The 17,311-nt window shown below is 75.0% G+C and carries 13 protein-coding genes; 2 read left to right on the forward strand and 11 right to left on the reverse strand.

Annotated features, from left to right (window positions below; translation table 11 throughout):
• The first annotated feature begins 121 nt into the window (after nt 1–121).
• Nucleotides 122–1,075 carry a glycosyltransferase family 2 protein gene (locus JN535_RS18600; RefSeq protein ID WP_205207303.1) on the forward strand — a complete coding sequence of 318 codons (954 nt, stop codon included), beginning with the start codon at nt 122–124 and terminating at the stop codon, nt 1,073–1,075.
• Here the strand turns inward: JN535_RS18600 and JN535_RS18605 are convergent.
• The 5 genes from JN535_RS18605 to JN535_RS18625 are packed head-to-tail and all read right to left on the reverse strand — an operon-like array spanning nt 1,052 to nt 6,167.
• A complete protein-coding gene (locus tag JN535_RS18605) occupies nt 1,052–2,140 on the reverse strand; it encodes a hypothetical protein (RefSeq protein WP_205207304.1) in 1,089 nt (362 codons plus the stop codon). The two genes, JN535_RS18600 and JN535_RS18605, sit on opposite strands and share 24 nt — an antisense overlap.
• Nucleotides 2,137–3,174: a glycosyltransferase gene (locus JN535_RS18610; RefSeq protein ID WP_205207305.1), complete on the reverse strand. Its 1,038-nt coding sequence runs from the start codon at nt 3,172–3,174 to the stop codon at nt 2,137–2,139. Before JN535_RS18610 ends, JN535_RS18605 begins: the two co-directional genes overlap by 4 nt.
• On the reverse strand, nt 3,171–4,001 hold the full coding sequence (locus JN535_RS18615; RefSeq protein WP_205207306.1) for a polysaccharide deacetylase family protein: 831 nt from the start codon (nt 3,999–4,001) through the stop codon (nt 3,171–3,173). Before JN535_RS18615 ends, JN535_RS18610 begins: the two co-directional genes overlap by 4 nt.
• Nucleotides 3,998–4,780, reverse strand: coding sequence for a hypothetical protein (locus JN535_RS18620; protein ID WP_205207307.1), 783 nt, complete (start codon nt 4,778–4,780; stop codon nt 3,998–4,000). The genes JN535_RS18615 and JN535_RS18620 overlap by 4 nt, the downstream gene beginning before the upstream one ends.
• Nucleotides 4,773–6,167 carry a hypothetical protein gene (locus JN535_RS18625; protein WP_205207308.1) on the reverse strand — a complete coding sequence of 465 codons (1,395 nt, stop codon included), beginning with the start codon at nt 6,165–6,167 and terminating at the stop codon, nt 4,773–4,775. Before JN535_RS18625 ends, JN535_RS18620 begins: the two co-directional genes overlap by 8 nt.
• A gap of 228 nt (nt 6,168–6,395) precedes the next feature.
• Here JN535_RS18625 and JN535_RS18630 point away from each other — a divergent pair, with 228 nt between their 5' ends.
• Nucleotides 6,396–10,931: a LamG-like jellyroll fold domain-containing protein gene (locus JN535_RS18630; RefSeq protein WP_205207309.1), complete on the forward strand. Its 4,536-nt coding sequence runs from the start codon at nt 6,396–6,398 to the stop codon at nt 10,929–10,931.
• A 54-nt stretch (nt 10,932–10,985) separates the two neighbouring features.
• On the opposite strand, the gene JN535_RS18635 is transcribed toward JN535_RS18630, so the two are convergent.
• The 6 genes from JN535_RS18635 to JN535_RS18660 are packed head-to-tail and all read right to left on the reverse strand — an operon-like array spanning nt 10,986 to nt 17,310.
• Nucleotides 10,986–12,197, reverse strand: a complete 1,212-nt coding sequence (locus JN535_RS18635) for a GNAT family N-acetyltransferase (protein ID WP_205207310.1) — start codon at nt 12,195–12,197, stop codon at nt 10,986–10,988.
• Nucleotides 12,194–13,441, reverse strand: a complete 1,248-nt coding sequence (locus JN535_RS18640) for a GNAT family N-acetyltransferase (RefSeq protein ID WP_205207311.1) — start codon at nt 13,439–13,441, stop codon at nt 12,194–12,196. The genes JN535_RS18635 and JN535_RS18640 overlap by 4 nt, the downstream gene beginning before the upstream one ends.
• On the reverse strand, nt 13,438–14,652 hold the full coding sequence (locus JN535_RS18645; protein ID WP_205207312.1) for a glycosyltransferase family 4 protein: 1,215 nt from the start codon (nt 14,650–14,652) through the stop codon (nt 13,438–13,440). Before JN535_RS18645 ends, JN535_RS18640 begins: the two co-directional genes overlap by 4 nt.
• The gene (locus tag JN535_RS18650) at nt 14,649–15,635 is read right to left on the reverse strand and encodes a glycosyltransferase family 2 protein (RefSeq protein WP_205207313.1); all 987 of its coding nucleotides are present in this window, start codon (nt 15,633–15,635) and stop codon (nt 14,649–14,651) included. Before JN535_RS18650 ends, JN535_RS18645 begins: the two co-directional genes overlap by 4 nt.
• Nucleotides 15,632–16,474 (reverse strand): hypothetical protein, encoded by an 843-nt coding sequence (locus tag JN535_RS18655; protein ID WP_205207314.1) that lies wholly within the window; start codon nt 16,472–16,474, stop codon nt 15,632–15,634. The genes JN535_RS18650 and JN535_RS18655 overlap by 4 nt, the downstream gene beginning before the upstream one ends.
• Nucleotides 16,474–17,310: an ABC transporter permease gene (locus JN535_RS18660; protein ID WP_205207315.1), complete on the reverse strand. Its 837-nt coding sequence runs from the start codon at nt 17,308–17,310 to the stop codon at nt 16,474–16,476. The genes JN535_RS18655 and JN535_RS18660 overlap by 1 nt, the downstream gene beginning before the upstream one ends.
• Nucleotide 17,311: the final 1 nt, after the last annotated feature.

The raw sequence follows: 17,311 nt of genomic DNA on the forward strand, positions 1-17,311 counted from the left end.
GATCCCGCGGGAATCCGCCGATTTCACCCCCGTCCGTCCGCGGCCCGGGCGGCACCTGCCCGCGCAGGACGGGGAGGCGGCGGCCACGGCGGCGACACGGCGAGAGACACGGAGGAGCGACGTGGGCGAGGTCCGGCAGACGGTCGGGGAGGGCGCCGTCCTCCCGAGCGTGAGCGTCGTCGTCGCGACGAACCGCGGCGGGCCGTTCCTCGCGGAGGCGCTCTCGTCCGTCCTCGCGCAGACGCACCCCGCCGCCGAGCTCGTCGTCGTCGACGACGGCTCGCCCGAGCCCGCGGACCTGCTCCGGATCGTCGAGGACGCGGCGCGGGCCGTCGCGTCCCCTCGCCCCCGCGTGGTGCGGCAGGCTCCCGCGGGCGTGTCCGCCGCGCGCAACGCCGGTGTCGCCGAGACGTCCGGGGAGCTGCTCGCCTTCCTCGACGACGACGACCGCTGGCACCCGGACCGGCTCCGGCGGCACGTCGAGGTCATGGCCGCGAGGCCCGACGTCGTGGTGAGCTACTGCGGCATGCGCACGATCGACGTCGACGGCGTCGAGCTCGTCGCCGCGGACCAGCGCCCCGCGGGCGACCGGCGGGCCGTGATCCGCGGACCGGGTGTCATGCTCCCGAACCTCGTGATCCGCCGGGAGACGTTCGACGCCGTGGGCGGGTTCGACCCCGCGTTTCGCCAGGGCGAGGACATGGACCTCGTGCTCAAGGCCGCAGGACTCGGAGCGTTCGCCTTCGTCGGTGACGTGCTCGTCGACTACCGCCACCACGCGTCGAACACGACGAGGTCCTACCGCGACCTGGCGACCGCCATCCGGGTGATCCTGCGACGGCACCGAGCCGCGGCTCGCACGGCGGGACGACGCGATCTCGTCGACGCGTACGACGACCGGCTGCGGGCCAACGACCGGTTCGCGTGGTGGAGCGCGGGCCGCGCGGCACGTGCCGCGCTGGGCCGGCGGCACGTGCCGACGGCTCTCGGCGACGCCGCGTGGGCTCTCCGCTTCGCGCCCACGGCACCCGTGCACGTCGTGGCGCGACGGCTACGCGGCGACCGGTCCCGCTAGCCCGAGGTCGTCCCACTGCTCGGCGAGCAGGGCGCCGACCCGCGCGACGTCGTCCACGGCCGCGAGCCGGCGTGCCTCGTACCAGCACGTCACGGCCGCCCACAGCGCCAGCAGGAGGACGCGGTCGTGCGACGTCGTGGTGAACGACGCCCGGCCCGCGGCGAACAGCTCCTGCACCGCGGCGTCGAGGTCGCCGTGGAGGTAGGCCGCGAGGACCGCCCCGTGCGCCGACGCGATCATCCCCACGGGGAACACGAAGAAGGGCGCGAGCACCATGACGCCCAGGTCGATCGGCACGGGCGTGCCGTCGGGCGCGGCGACGAGGTTGTTCACCTGGGGGTCCGCGCCGGACGGCACGGTGCCCCATTCCGGGGTGCGCGCCACGAACGCGGAGAGCTCGGCGTGAGACGGGAAGCCGGCGGGGAGCCGTACCCCGCCCAGGAGGGCCACCGCGCTCTCGACGATCCGGCGGGGGTCGGCCTCCCACTCGTGAGAGGCGAGACGCGCGTAGTCGAGGACGAGCGCGCGCACGAGGGCGACGCGCTCGTCGTCGTCGAGCTCGAGCGGGTGGCGGCCGACGACGAACTCCTCGACGAGCAGGTCGTGGTCGAACCGGTACGACGGGCAGCGTACGTGCTCCGCGAACCTCCGACGCAGCGCGGCGTAGCGCTCGTGCCCCGTTCCCGGCTCGACCGTCCGAGCCACGGAGCGACCCGGCTCGAGGAACAGCAGGCCGCCCTCGAACGTCGTGGTGACGACGCTGTACGGTCCGGACGGGCGGTGGCTCACGAAGAGCCACGGCGGGGGCAGCCGCCGCGCGACGCGCAGGAGCACGTCCCGGACGGGATGGCGGGACGGCTCGGCGCCGGGGACGTCGACGTGCTGTCGGGACCGGCGCAGGTGCCGCGGCACCGACGTGCCGAGCCGGTGCCAGACGCCGTCCTCGGTGCTCACGAAGACGCCCCGCGCCAGGAGGTCGGCGTGACCCAGCGCCCCCGCCCGCGTCACGCGTCGCCGGGCGCTCACGGCGTCCCAGCGTGCGAGCACGGCGCGGGCGGCGTTCATCGCCGGAGGTCCCCCTGCAGCGAGTCGGGGCGCGACCGGCTGACCTGCGGCGTCGTGGGATCGACGCGCGCGAGCCGCCAACCGAGCGACCAGCAGACGCGCCAGGCGACGTCGGACAGGTCGCCCGGGTGGCGCACGGTCGAGGCCTTGCGGACGGCGCGCCCGGCCACCCGACCCGCGCGTCGGACCAGCGCGAGGGCTCGTCCTGCGGCGCCCCGCGCCGCGCTCGACTCCGGCGCGCCGGCGGGTCCGGCAGCCGCCGCGGAGGGCGCGTCGCGGGCGTCCGGGCCCCGGGCGTCGGCCTCGGCGACGAACTCGGCATAGCGGTGCATGAGGCGGCGCTCACCCCCGCCGTAGGAGTACGCCTGCCGGCACACCTCCCACAGCCCGTCCCGTCGCCGCACGTGCAGCACGATCCCGGGGTCGAACACGAGCGCGTGCCCGTACAGCTGGACGCGCAGGCAGAAGTCGTCGTCCTCCGCCGTCCGGGCGCCCTCGTCGAACCCGCCGACCTCCTCGAACACGGACCGCAGGACGCCCATGTTGCCCGAGCCGGCGGTGACGAACTGGGGGAGGAACGGCTTCACGGTGAGTCCGTGCGCCTGGGCCGTCCAGCTCACGGCCGAGCGCGACCCCTCGTTGAGCAGCGTCCCCTCGAACGGGCCCGCCACGAACTCGTGCGCGTCGAGGGCCCGGCGCATCGCCGCGACCCAGCCGTCACCCACGCGGTCGTCCGCGTCGCAGAACGCGATGCGCGGACCCCGGGCGGAGGCGACACCGATGTTGCGCGCGGCGCTCGGTCCGCGCCGCGCCGAGGCGTCGACCAGGCGGAGCTCGGGCATGCGGGTCGCGGCCCACGACCGCACCAGGTCCGCGGTCGCGTCGCTCGACCCGTTGTCGGCGACGACCACCTCCCAGGGCCAGTCCGGTCGCTGGGCGAGCAGCGCCTCGAGCTGGGTCGGCAGGGTCGCGGCCGCGTCGAAGGCCGGGATGACCACGGAGAGCTCGGGGACCGGTCCGTCCGTGCCGCTCACCGGCGGGCCATCCGCTCGCGGGCCATGCTGCGCACGCGGCGGTACCGTGCGGTGAGCTCGCCCGTCGTCGTCTCTCGGTACCCCCGGGCCCGCGACTCCGCGAGGATGCGGGCGAGGACGTCCGCGCGGTCGAACTCCGGCAGCCGCTCGTCGGGACCGAGGGTCTCGGGGTCCGCACGCGTGTCGTGCAGCAGGAGGATGGCACCGGGGAAGACGGACGCGAGCGCGCGCCGCGCGACGGCCTCCTCCTCGTCGTGCACCCAGTCGAACGCGTCGCCCGACCAGATCGTCAGATCGAGGCCCAGTCGGCGCACGCCGCGGGCCTGACCCCACGTGTGCTCGCCGTACGGCGGGCGGTAGAGCCGGACGCGCACGCCGGCGACGTCCTCGACCGCCGCGCGCGCGTCGCGGACCATCGCGACCGCGGCGTCGTCGGCCATCGTGAGCAGCGACGTGTGGTCCCTGCCGTGCAGCGCGAGCTCGTGGCCCTCGCCGACGATGCGGTGCACGATCTCGGGGTGCCGGCGGGCAGCCTCGGACAGCACGAAGAACGTCGCGCGCGTGCCGTGCCGGGCCAGCGCGTCGAGCACGCCGGGCGTCGACCGCGGGTCGGGCCCGTCGTCGTACGTCAGCGAGTAGACGCGGTCCGGGGTGTCCACGCAGAACGTCCCGAGCGAGCGGGTGAGGAACGAGGGGACGAGGCCGCGCGCGTACGCGACGCCGCGGAAGGCCCCGGCAGGGCGGTCGTCGCGCTCGATGTCGCGACGGCGGACGACGAGGTCGGGCATGGGCCGTCCCTTCGGGCTGCGGATCGAGGTCGTGGTCATGGACGGCCGTCGAGGATTTCGAGCTTGCGCCGGGCGGTGTCGTCGTCGGACGCGGCCAGACGCGTGCGCAGGGCCTCGACCGCGTCGTCGAGGGTGACGCCCAGGACGTGGTGGAAGGACCAGTCGTCGTCCGGGTCGAAGGCGGGGTCGAGCGGGCGCGGACGCGGTGCTGGGTCGTTGCCCGTGACGTCGCCCGAGTCGAGGAACGGGATGCCCGGCGTCCGGCGCGAGAACGTCTCGAAGTCCGTCGCGACGAGACGACCGTCCATGACCCACACGTTGTGCGGCTGGAGGTCACCGTGGAGGTACCCCTCCTGGTAGATCTCCAGCAGCACGTCGAGCGCCCATGCGCCCGCGTCCAGCCGCTGCGCCCGGTCCATGCTCCGGCACGCGAGGTCGAGGCGCGCCTCGTCGGGCAGCCGCGGCACCGTGAACCCGCGCCGGTGCCACCGGATGACGGGCATGCGCCACGCGCGGTCCCCGAGCACGTCCGCGGCGAGCCGTTCCGCGGCGAAGCCCGCGCGTCCGAGCTCCCCGCGCGCGAAGAACTTGCCGACCGTCGCCTGCCCCCGGGTCCTCGTGTACACGGTGACCGCGTAGTCGGTGCTCTTGACGAACGTGGCGGACACCGGGCAGCCAAAGAGGTAGACGAGCTTGGCGCGTCCCAGGACACGGCTCGTGAGCGTCCGCCGTACGCCCGGCTCAGGACGCACGTCGCGGCCGACCGGCGCGCCCGTCGCCCTGCCCTCGGCGGAGCCGCCCGGGCGCGTGTCAGTCATCGCCGGCTCCCCGCCCGGTCACGCGCCGGACGGCCGACCGCACGATCGAGCGCCCCCCGCGGAACGCGGCGCGCAGGATCGTCGAGCGCGCCGCCAGCTCGGCGGCACGCGAGTGCCGTGCCGCCTCCCAGAGCTCGGCACGCGCGAGCACGAGCGCGGTCGGCTCGACCGTGGTGAGGCGGAACCGCTGCACGAACGCGTCGTTGCGGTGCACGCCGGGGTCGTCGCTGCGCGGCAGCCCGTACCCGTGGGCGGAGAGGAAGCCGTCGAGGACCGCAGCCGCGACCTCGTCGTCGGTGATCCGTGCCGCGACGTCGTCGGGCAGCCCCACCGCGCGCGACAGCGCCCGCAGCCGCGGCTCGTAGACCGGCTTGACCGCGGGCTTCTGCACCTTCGCGTGGTAGAGCAGGGAGAACAGGTGGTCGTCGACGCGCGGGACCGCGACGCAGCCCGCGTGCCACGTGCGCCGCCGCAGCAGGTCGTCCTGCCAGCGGCGGTCGAGGTAGCCGTCGCCCACCTCGCGGACGTCGAGGACGACCTGCTCGCCACCCACCAGGCAGCCGTGCTGGACGCCGTCGCCTCCCGGGTCGAGGGGACGAGCCCCGGCGACCGCAGCGAGGTCGGTGCGGTCGCGCGCGAGGAGGTCGATCTCGCGGTCGTCCTCGAGCGCCCCCGGCAGGTCCTCGGCGTTGCGCAGGACGACGTACTCGCTCGTCAGCCGCAGGACCCCGAACAGCTCGGTGAGGTCGCGCCACCCGCCGCTCCCGACCACGTCCTCCCTCACGACCTCGCGGTAGGGCTCGTCGCCCGTGTGCGCGAGGACGGCGCGCAGGCGCTCCTCGCCGAGGACGAGCGTCGCGTCGTGGAAGAACTCGCGGATGTTGTTGCTCGAGTGGATCCGGTACCCGCCGACGAGATCCCGTGCGGCCCGCTTGGCACGCGCGACGGCGAGGTTGGTCAGCTCCACGTAGCCGGTGACGTTCCGCCCGTAGCCGTAGCGCGGGTCCGGGTCCTCGACGACGACGAGGAGGAACGGACCGGCCCCGACCTGCTGCGGCTTGGGCGACGTTCCCCACAGCTCCTGGCCGTACAGCCGCTCGAAGTTCGTGACGACCTCGTCGCGCGACCAGTGCACCTCGATCTCGGCGAGCACGCGCAGCTCGCGCCGCAGGATCGCGAGGACCTCGGCCTCGTGCTCGCGCGCGGCCGACCAGACGACGACGAGCTGGAGGTCCCGGTCGTACTGGTGGACGAACGTCCCGCGTTCCGCGTCGTGGACGAAGGTGAGCTCCGAGGGGGAGAACGCGGCGACGGGCACGGTCCCGGCGGGGGCCGCGACCGCGGCGACGTCGGTCGTGCCGACGTCCAGCGTCCGGGGCTCGCTCATCTGGGACCTCCCCTGTGTCTCCGGTACACGTGTGTGCCGGCGACCGACCAGCAGACAGTAACGTACGGCCACCGGCAGGCGGCCAGTACCCCTCGCGCGGGTGAACTTGCCCGAGCGCTCTCCCGCTGCGGGTCGTCCGCATGGTTCGATCAGGGGTGGTACGTGCGCCCGGGGGCGAGCGCTGTTTCCCTCGCTGAGAGTCCGAGCACACACGACTGGCAGGTCATCATGTCCGTTCCCGCTTGGCGACGCCGCCGTCCCGCCAGAGGAGTCGCCGCCCTGGTCGCCGTGACCCTGGGCGTCGGGGTCCTCGCCACGGCGTCCGAGAACGGCGACTGGGGCACGGCCCCGGCCGCCGCCGCGGTGGACGAGGTCGTCGGCGACGTGGCCGCGGAGGCGCGCGTCGTCGGGGGCGCGGTCGGGCAGGACGTCGCCCCGAACTTCCCGGCGTCGCACCGCGGCCCGCAGGCGCCGAGCACCGTCGCGCGGTCCCTGTGGTGGTCGTGGACGGCTCCGGCGTCGGGACCCGTGACGTTCTCCACCGCGGGCAGCGAGCTCGACACGGTCCTGCGCGTGCGCGAGGGGTCCGGGCACGGTCCGGTCCTCGCGACGAACGACGACGACGGCGACGTGTCGACGTCCGCCGTCACGGTCGACGCGCAGGCGGGTGAGAAGTACCTCGTCGAGGTCCAGGTGCCCGCTGACGAGGGCCTGGTCGGCCTGTCGTGGCGACCCGCCGTGGCGGCCGACGAGCCGGCCGGCCCGGGTGCGGCGCCGGAATCGTCCACGGCGCTCACCGCCCCGGGCATCCCGCTCGTGGGGAACACGGGCGAGAAGCCGCAGTCGAAGGTGTGGTTCGCCCACGGCTCGTGGTGGGCGGTCCTCGCGTCGGCCAGCACGAGCCCCGCCGGCACCTGGGTGTGGCGCTACGACGGTGCCGCCTGGACGAACGTGACCTCGGTGTCGACACGGACCGACGTGCGCGCGGACGTCAAGCAGGTCGGCGACGTGGTCCACGTGCTCCTGCACGGCTCGTCGAGCGCGTTGGTGTCGCTCCAGTACTCCGCCGCGGGCGACACGTACGTGCCGTGGGGCGCGCGGCCCGCGGCGACCGCGCTCTCTCTCCCCGGCAGCGAGACGGCGACGCTCGACGTCGACTCCACGGGTCGCATGTGGGTCGCGTCCGACACGGCGTCGACCGTCCAGGTCCGTTACGCGGACGCACCGTACGGATCGTTCTCCGCGCCCGTCACGCTCGCGTCCGGGATCACCGAGGACGACATCGCCCTCGTGACCGCGATGCCCGGCGGGAAGATCGGCGTGCTCTGGTCGAACCAGGCCACGGAGCGCTTCGGCTTCCGCACCCATGCCGACGGCGCGCCGCCCTCGACGTGGGCTGCGGACGAGAAGCCCGCACAGTCGTCGGCGTTGCCGATCGGCGACGGGTTCGCGGACGACCACCTCAACGTCGCCGTCACGTCCGACGGGACGCTCTACGCGGCGATCAAGACCTCGTACGACTCCGCGTCGGCGACGACGATCGGCCTCCTCGTGCGCCGCCCGGGTGGCACGTGGGACCCGGTCTACGAGGTCGACCGACGTGGCACCCGGCCCATCGTGCTCGTCGACGAGCAGACGGGGTTCCTCCGGGTCGTCTACACGGCGAGCGAGCAGCTCGACGACATCCTCGAGAAGGTCACGCCGCTCGACGACATCGACTTCTCCGACGGGCCCGACGTCGTGCTCGACGGGTCGTACAACAACGTCACGAGCTCCAAGGCGAACGTCCCGGGCGAGGCGCTCGTCCTCGCGGCGTCGAGCGCGACGACCGGCACGGCGCGCCTCGGCTGGACGGCGCTCGGGGCGCCGACGGCGACCGACGGCGTCGCCTCGACGGTCGCGGGCGGCGTCGCCACGGGCGTGCTCCAGGGCTCGTCGCCCACCGACGTGCCGCTGCACTTCGAGATCGTGCAGGGCGCCGCGCACGGGACCGCGGTGGTGACGGACGCGGCGACGGGCGCGTTCCGCTACACGCCGGCGGCCGGGTTCGTCGGCCCCGACGCCTTCACGTTCCGCGTCCGTGCCGGCGACCTGTGGTCGAACGTCGCGCGCACGAGCCTCGCGGTGACCTCCGAGGCCGGCGCTCGCGGGCGCTGGGACCTCGACGAGGGGACGGGGCTGGTCGCCACCGACACGTCGGGGTGGGGGCAGACGGGCGCGCTCTCGGGCGGCACGACCTGGGTCTCCGGCCGCAGCGGCAAGGCGCTGCGCTTCGACGGGTCGTCCGGCAAGGTGACCGTCCCGGACTCCGCGGGGCTGGACCTGGCGGGGACGATGACGGTGGCGGCGTGGGTGCGGCCGGAGCGGGTGGCGACGCAGCACGTGGTGAAGAAGGCGCAGTCGTACGAGGTGGACGGGTACGAGCTGAGCGTGGCGAGCACGGGTCGGCCGTTCTTCCGGGTGAACCAGGCGTCGTCGGGGGACGTGTTCCGGGTGAACGCGTCGTCGGCGGCGGTGGCGGACGGTTCGACGTGGACGCACGTGGTGGGGACGTTCGACGGGTCGCGGTTGCGGTTGTTCGTGGACGGTGTGGAGCAGGGTTCGGTGGCGGGTCCGGCGGCGGTGGGGACGAACGCGTTGCCGTTGGTGATCGGTGACCAGTCGGGTGGGGGGTATCCGTTCCAGGGTGCGGTGGACGGGGTGCGGTTGTACGACCGTGCGCTGAGCGCGTCCGAGGTCGCCGCCCTCTACGCCGGCTCGCCGCCGGGGCCGGTCGCGCCCGTCGCGACGCCGGGGTCGCTCGCGACCGTCACGGGGACCGCCGCCCAGGGCGTGCTCTCGGCCCAGGCGACGGGCGCCCCGACGTTCGAGGTCGTCCAGGCACCGGCCTCCGGGTCGGTCGTCGTGACGGACGCGTCGACCGGTGCGTTCCGCTACACGCCCGCGGCCGGGTTCGTCGGCCCCGACCCCTTCACGTTCCGTGTCCGTGCGGGCGGCGTCTGGTCGGCCCCCGCGACGGTCGACGTGCGCGTCCTCGCCGAGACCGGCACGCGCGGTGTCTGGGACCTCGACGAGACGTCGGGGACGACGGCGGCCGACCGGTCGGGCTGGTCGCAGACCGGGACGCTCTCGGGCGGCACGTCGCGCGTCGCCGGCGTCGACGGCCGGGCCGTCCGGTTCGACGGCACCAACGGCAAGATCACCGTGGCCGACCGCGCCTCGTTGGACCTGGCGGGGACGATGACGGTGGCGGCGTGGGTGCGGCCGGAGCGGGTGGCGACGCAGCACGTGGTGAAGAAGGCGCAGTCGTACGAGGTGGACGGGTACGAGCTGAGCGTGGCGAGCACGGGTCGGCCGTTCTTCCGGGTGAACCAGGCGTCGTCGGGGGACGTGTTCCGGGTGAACGCGTCGTCGGCGGCGGTGGCGGACGGTTCGACGTGGACGCACGTGGTGGGGACGTTCGACGGGTCGCGGTTGCGGTTGTTCGTGGACGGTGTGGAGCAGGGTTCGGTGGCGGGTCCGGCGGCGGTGGGGACGAACGCGTTGCCGTTGGTGATCGGTGACCAGTCGGGTGGGGGGTATCCGTTCCAGGGTGCGGTGGACGGGGTGCGGTTGTACGACCGTGCGCTGAGCGCGTCCGAGGTCGCCGCCCTCTACGCCGGCTCGGCGGGTGCGACCGGACCGGGCACCGAGCCCGGCGTCGACCCGACGGCTCCCGGCACCGACCCCACGGACCCGGCCACCGACCCCACGGATCCGGGCACGGACCCGACCGACCCGGGCCCCGACCCGACCGACCCGGGCACCGACCCGACCGACCCGGGCACGGACCCGACCGACCCGGTCGAGCCCGTGGAGCCGCCCGCGGTGGAGGACCTCGCGCTGTCGACCGTCGCCCGGACCGCGGTCGCGGGCACGGTCGCGGTGCACGGCACCGCGGGCGCGACGCTCGAGATCGTGAGCCGGCCGACGTCCGGCACGGTCGAGGTCACCGACCCGGCGGCAGGCGCGGTCCGCTTCACGCCCGAGCCCGGGTTCGTCGGGACGACGTCGTTCACCGTGCGCGCAGGTGCCGAGGGCGCGTGGTCGGAGCCCGCGACGGTCACGGTGCGCGTGCTCCTGACGTCGGGCGCGCGCGGCGCGTGGCGCTTCGACGAGACCGGCTCCGCGGCCGCGGACGGCTCGGGGTGGGGCACGGACGGCGCGCTCGCGTCGAGCGGCGTGACGCGCGTGGGCGGCGTGTCCGGGAGCGCCGTCCGGTTCGACGGGTCCGCGGGCCGCGTGAGCGTCCCGGACGCGGCCGCCCTCGACCTGTCGGGCCCGATGACGGTCGCGGCGTGGGTGCGGCCCGAGCGCGTCGCGACGCAGTACGTCGCCAAGAAGGCCGTCCTCGCGACGCACGACGGGTACGAGATCGGCCTGTCCGCCGCGGGCAAGGCGTTCTTCCGGGTCAACCAGGCGACGTCCGGCGACATGTTCCGTGCCGAAGCGACGTCGTCCTACCCGGTCGACGGGCAGACGTGGACCCACCTCGTGGGCGTGTTCGACGGTTCGCGCGTGCGGCTCTACGTCGACGGCGTCGAGCAGGGCTCCGTGGCCGGGCCGGACTCGGTCGGGACCAACGACCGGCCGCTCGTCGTCGGGGACCAGCCGGGCGGTGGGTACCCGCTGAAGGGCGCCGTCGACGACGTCCTGCTCCTCGACCGGGCCCTGAGCCCGGCGGAGGTCGCGGCCCTCGCGAGCGGGAGCTTCCCGACCCCCTGACCACACCGCCGGACCGTGGCCCCGCCGCCCCGCTCGAGCGGCGGCACACCCGGCTCAGTCGGCGGCAGCACCCGGCACGGCCGGGGACGCGGGGACCTCTGGACGCCGCGCGAGGCGGCGGCGGAGCCGGCCGACGAGGGGGATGGCCCGCAGCACCCAGCCGACCGGGCGTGGACCGAGGGCCGCCGTGTACGACGCGGTGCGCAGCCGCGACGGGTAGAGCTCGTTCTGGTCGGGGTACATCGACGGGTGCATGCACGTGTCGAGGAACGTGACGGTCGGGTCGGCCGCGAGCATGCGCACGCTCAGCAGCCGCCCCACGACGCCGGGCGCGAAGCGCGCGAAGCGGTCCGCGTACTCGTCGTACCACGCGAAGACGTGCGACCCCGAGCGCAGGAACCCCGCCATGTACAGCGTCACGCCGGCGACGGCGAGCGCCACGATCGACGCGTTCCCGCTCGCGGCGTACGAGGAGAACACCTCGCTGAACCAGGCCTCGCCGCCCTCGATCCGGGAGAACCCCGGGCCGTTGCGCTCGGGGTCCGCCTTCCACGTCTCGTGCTCGAACGCGAGGAACTCGGCCGGGTCGGCCACCGGGACGAGCGCCGCCGCGGACAGCGTGACCGGCTGGCCCAGCTCGTCGCCGAGGCGGCGCGCGCGGCGGCGCACGGCCTTGGCGCGGGACCGCGGGACGTGCGCGAGCGGGTCCTCGCTCGCGGGCAGCTCGGCGAAGCGGACGGCCGCGCGGTCGTCCCCGCCCCACACGTGGAGCGTGACGCGCGCGGCGTCGAGAGCCCGGTGCAGCGCGCCGCCCGCCGCGCCGTCGTCGGCGACGTAGGCGAACGCGAACGCACGGCCGAGCTCGCGTCCGTGGGCGCGCAGCGCGGCGACGAGCGCGGCGGCCGCCGCGTCGGGCTCGGCCTCGTCGAGGAGCGGCGAGCCGAGCGACGTCACCTGGTTGAGGACGGGCCCGTCGTTCGACGCGTGGCGCCGGGGCCAGTGGCGGTCTCCCGGCACCATCTCGTACGGCATGACGGCGACCCATCGGCCGTCGCGCTCGACCACGAGGAGGCGGACGCCGCCGTCGTGGTCGAAGTGCGCGACCGTCGGCAGCAGGAAGTCGGGCTCGAAGAAGACGTTGGGCTCGGCGGCGCGGTGCGCGAGCGCGCGCCACGCCGCGACGTCGGCGTCGGAGATGCCGCGCACCGCGACGGTGCGGGACGTGGTGGCCGACCCCCCGGGCCGGCCCGGGTGCGTCATCGTCATGACGACTCCTTGTGCTCGATGCTCGCCGGTCCCGGACCCGCGTCCGTGGCCGGGACCGGACGCGCCGCCGCGTCCGGCCGGGACGCGAGGCCGCGCACCCGGGAGAGGGCGCGGCGGGCTCGGGCGGCGGCGTCGCCCGCCCGGGTCGCGAGGAGGCGCAGTCGCGCGGAACGGCGCAGCAGCGCTCGGCCGACGACGCCGCGCGGCGCGATGACGACGCCGCGGAGCGTCCGGCGGTCGCGGTAGAGGCCGGACGGCACCGCGTACCGGGGATGCAGGCACGGGTCGAAGAGCGTCGCGTCGGTGTGCTCGAGCACGTGCTCCTGCTCGACGACCCGCCCGATCGACCCGGGGCTGAACTTCGCGAACCGCTCGTCGTAGGTGTCCATGAGGGAGTAGAGCCGGTCCCCGGCCCGCAGGACGACGGAGATGAAGACCACCTCGTCCCCTGCGGTGAGGACGAACAGGTGGAGCCGGCCCCGTGCGCGCAGGTCGTCGGCGACGTCGGTGAACCACTCGAGCGCGCCGGGGACCACCTGGAGCGCCCCGCCCTCGTCGGTCGTGCCCTTCCACCCGGCCGCCTCCAGGCGGACGAACTCGGCGAACGCGTCCGGGTCGAGGCCCGCGTCGGTCATGACCAGCGGTCCGACGTCGCGCTCGAGGCGCCGCCGCAGCCGCTCGACCTGCTTGCGCCGGGACGCGCTGAGCGCCTCGCGGGGCGCCGGGCCGCCGGCGGTCGGGACGAGCGCGGCCCGCTCGAAGCGGTAGCGCTCCACGAGCGGCACGTCGTGCGCGCGGCACGCTGCTTCCAGGGCCTCGTCGAACCGCCCGCCGACGGGGACCAGGGTCAGCTCGACGAGACCGGGCAGGCCCGAGGCACGCGTCGACAGGTGGTTGAGCAGCGTGCCCAGCGTCTCGGCGGGCCTGTCCTCGTCGACGAGAGGGACGCACAGGGGCGACTCGGACCCGAGGAACGGGCCGGCGGTCGTCGCGTAGGGCAGCGGGGTGCGTGCGAATCGTCGCGCCCTGCTCAGGGGCAGGAACGCGTGCATCGCGTCGTCGTCCTCGACGACGACGGCGACGATGCCCTTCGCGCTCGGCAGGTGCCGCACCGCGGTGGCGAGATAGGCGGGGGAGAGGAACGGGTTCGGCTCGAGCGCGCGGTCGACGAGGTCGGCCCACCGCTCGTGGTCGGCCGCCGTGAGGTCCTCGAGCGCGACGGTCCGCGCCCGCAGCGCGCTCATCGGGCGGACCCGGTGGGCTGGGTCGCTGCCGTGAACGGCGCGAGCACCTCGTCGAGCCGTGCGGCGGCGACGCGCCAGTCGTGGCGTCGTGCGTGCTCGACGGCGGCGCGCGCGGCACGGTCCAGGGCGCTCGGGTCGTCGGCGAGCGCCTCGAGCGCGCCCGCCAGGGTGGCCGCGTCGCCGGGCGGGACGAGGATCCCGGCGTCGCCGACGGCCTCGGGCACGCCTCCGACGTCGGACGCGACGACCGCGGCACCGGCGGCCATGCCCTCGAGCGCGGTGAGCGCGAAGGGCTCGGGCCACGCGGAGGGGACGACGACGACGTCGGCCGCGGCGAGGAGACCGGGCAGCGCGGGACGGGGCACGAAGGAGCCGAAGCGTACCGGGCCGGCGGCGCGCTCCGCCGTCCGGCGCAGGTCCCGCTCGTATCCGGTCAGGGGCGCGTCCGCGGCGAAGCCCGGGCGGCCCAGGACGGTGAGCTCGACGTCCGCGCGGCCGAGCGCGACGACGGCGTCGAGAAGCACGTGCACGCCCTTGTCGGGGATGACGCGGCCCACGTACACCACGCGCAGCGCGTCACCCCGCGGCGGCCGGGGGACGGCGAACGCCGTGGCGTCCACGCCGTTGCGGACCGTGCGGACGCGCTCGCGCAGGCGGAGCGGGAGCCGGCTCGCGACGGCACCCGCGAGGTGGTCGCTCACGCACACGATCGCCGCGGCGGGGTCGAGCGCGCGCCCGGCGTCGCGCTCCGACCAGGAGCCCAGCACCTGGTTGTGGGCGTAGAGGACGGGCACGTGCCGGTCCGCGTCCACGAGCGGGACGAGCGCGGGCGCGTTGTGCGCGAGGACCACGCCCGGGTCCCAGGCGCCCTGGGCGGCGAGCGTCGCGCCGAGCACCCTGCGCGCACCCGGCCGGGCGAGCCCGAGGCGGCCCGCGGCCGCGTCGACCCAGCGGTCGGCCCGCCCGGCGCGTGCCGGGGCGTACTCGAGGACCTCGGCGCTGTCGTAGCGGTCGGGATAGGTGCCGGCGGCCACGACCACCGCGGGTCGTGGGCCGTCGGGGCGAGCGTGGCGGCTCAGCCCGTCGACGACGGTCGGGACGGCGCTCCCCGTCCGTGGCGAGAAGTGGTCGCCTGGGGTGATGACGTGCACGAGGCGGCGCGGCCGCCCGGCCGGGCCGGTCGACGCCGTGCGCCCGGTGCGCGGGCTCATGGTGTCGCGACCCCGTCCGCGCGGTCGAGCCGCCTGGCGACGAGCGCCGCCGGGAACCCCGCGGCCAGGCCCCACAGCTCGGCGGCGGCGCGTGAGAGCACGACGGGCGCGGTGACGCGCCGCAGGAGCGAGCGCGGTGAGCCGTCCGCCATGGTCGGACCGAGGCGGCTGCGCACGGCCCACAGGTAGCTCGACTGCGCGCGCCACGTGGTGCGCGCGTAGCGGCGCACCATCGGGTCGCGCCACCCGAAGTTCCGCACGAGCATCACGACGTGGTTGCGGCGGGCGTAGTAGAGGTAGCGTCGGTCGAACCGCTTGCCCCCGATGCCGTAGGGCGCCGCCATGTGCCGCACGACCGCTCTGGGGGTGTACAGCAGGCGACCACCGGTCGCGCGCAGGCGCAGCGAGATGTCGGACTCCTCGCACAGGCAGGTTCCCGGGTAGTTGCCGCGGATGCCGCCGATGGCCGCGAGCGCGCTGCGGCGGAACGACATGTTCGCCCCGAGCAGGTGGTCGACCTCGACGACGCGACCCGGGTCGGCGGCGAAGTACCCGGTGAGCCGACCGTCGGGCAGGAGCCGGCCGATGCGGTCGAGGCCCTCGTCCTCCTCGCCCGGGATGCCGTTGTCGGCCCGGCCGCCGACGGCCACGACGTCCGGGTCGGCGTACGGGGCGACGAGCTCGTCGAGCCAGTCGGGCGCGACGTACGCGTCGTCGTCGACGAACGCGACGACGTCGCCGCGCGTCACGGCGAAGCCCATCTGCCGGGACTCGGGCGTCGTGCCGCGCCCGAGCGTGCTGTGGAGCAGACGCACGTCGGGGAAGAGCTCGCGCACGAGCTGCCGCGTCGTGTCGGCGGGGGTCGAGTCCACGACGACGACCTCGAGCGGGGGCGTGTCGAGCTTCTGCAGGTGCTCCAGGCACTCGCGCACGCTCTCGGGCCGCCCGTAGGTGACGACGACGACGCTCACGGTCGGGGTCACGGCTCGCCTCCCGGCGGCTCGGGGACGGTCACGAGGCGGTACCAGTCACGACGGCGCAGCGGCGAGGTGAGCACCGTGCGCCGAGGGCGGCGCGTGCGCTCGACCCAGGACTCGTAGACACCGGGCCGGGAGTAGTGCGCCGTGTGGCCGGACCACCCGAACTTCTGGCGCATCGTCTCCGGGCGGCGCACCCACGAGAAGTGGAGCACCGCCGAGTCCGGGTCCACGACCTGGTGGACGATGGTGTCACGGCGCCGGGCGGGGTCCGTGTTCCACGGTCCCAGGTCGACCCGGTAGAGCGGGACGGTAGCCTGCCGCGCGTGCGTGAGCCGCGTCCCGGCCCGGACGGCGAGCGGTCCGGGGTAGGAGGCGGCCGGCCGGCCCAGGCGGGTGCTCGCCTCCAGATAGCGTCCGGGGGCCACGCGCGAGTAGAGCCACCGGGAGGGGAAGTCCAGGCCGGAGGCTCCCACGGCGTCGGCGCGCCGCACCGCGTCGACGAACGTCACCGGGTCGAGCACGACCTCGTCGGTGTCGAGCTGGAGCACCCAGTCGGCCCCTTCGGACGCCTGGTCGAGCGCGGCCTGACGCTGCAGCGTCTCGCTGTCGAGCGGTGGCTCCCCGGGGCGCGCGTAACGCCCCGGCGCCCGGACGCACTTGCGATCCACGTCGAGCGCGTCGACCACGGCGAGGCACTCCTCCACGGGCAGCGGCGCCCCGGTCCACGACGTCGACGTCTCGTCGTAGGACAGCACGATCCGGTCGACGTGCGCGTAGTACGAGCGCAGGCTCGACTCGAGGTAGCTCGGGTCGGCGACGAGCACGTACGCGGTGCGGCGCATCAGATGAAGTCCGCGAACTCGCGCTCGTTCTTCTGGAAGACGAGCGTGCCGCCGAGCAGGATGAGCGGCGCCGCGACCACGAGGGCCACGACCTGCCAGGTCACCGGGGCCTGAGTCCCGAGGAGGGACCAGCGGAAGCCCTCGAGGAACCACGTGACCGGGTTGATGTCGAACAGCCAGCGCAGGTTCGCCGGCACCTCCGACAGCGCGTAGGCCACGGGGCTCGCGTAGAGCAGGATCTGCACGAGCCACGGCAGCACGTAGCCGACGTCGCGGTACTTGACCATGTACGCCGCGGCGGCCAGGCCGATCCCGGTCCCGATCATGAGGATGAGGACGATCCAGGCGGGCAGCAGCAGGATCCCCCACCCGGGGTTCACGCCGTAGACGAACAGGAGCACGACCGCGAGGACCAGCGCGACGAGGAAGTCCACGACGACCGACGCGAGGCTCGAGACGGGGACCAGCAGGCGCGGGAAGAACACCTTCTGGACCAGCGACTGGTTCCCGACCATCGAGCTCGACGCACGGCCGAGCGACCCGTTGAAGAGGTTCCACGCCAGCATCCCGGCGAGCGTGAACAGGAAGTAGGGGATGTGCTCGTCGCCGGTCGAGAGGTCGGCGATCTGCCCGAACACGACGGTGAAGATCCCGGCGCTGACGAGAGGCTGGGCGATGACCCAGGTGATGCCGAAGATCGTCTGGCGGTACCGCACGATGATGTCGCGCAGGGCGAGCCGGACCGCGACCTCGCGGGCGTTCCACAGTTCGCGCCACGACGGCAGGTTGAGGCGGCCGGGCGGCGTGATGACGGTGCGCTGCACGGTCTGCTCCACG

Source organism: Cellulosimicrobium cellulans (assembly GCF_016921195.1).
Classification (GTDB): Bacteria; Actinomycetota; Actinomycetes; order Actinomycetales; family Cellulomonadaceae; genus Cellulosimicrobium; species Cellulosimicrobium cellulans_F.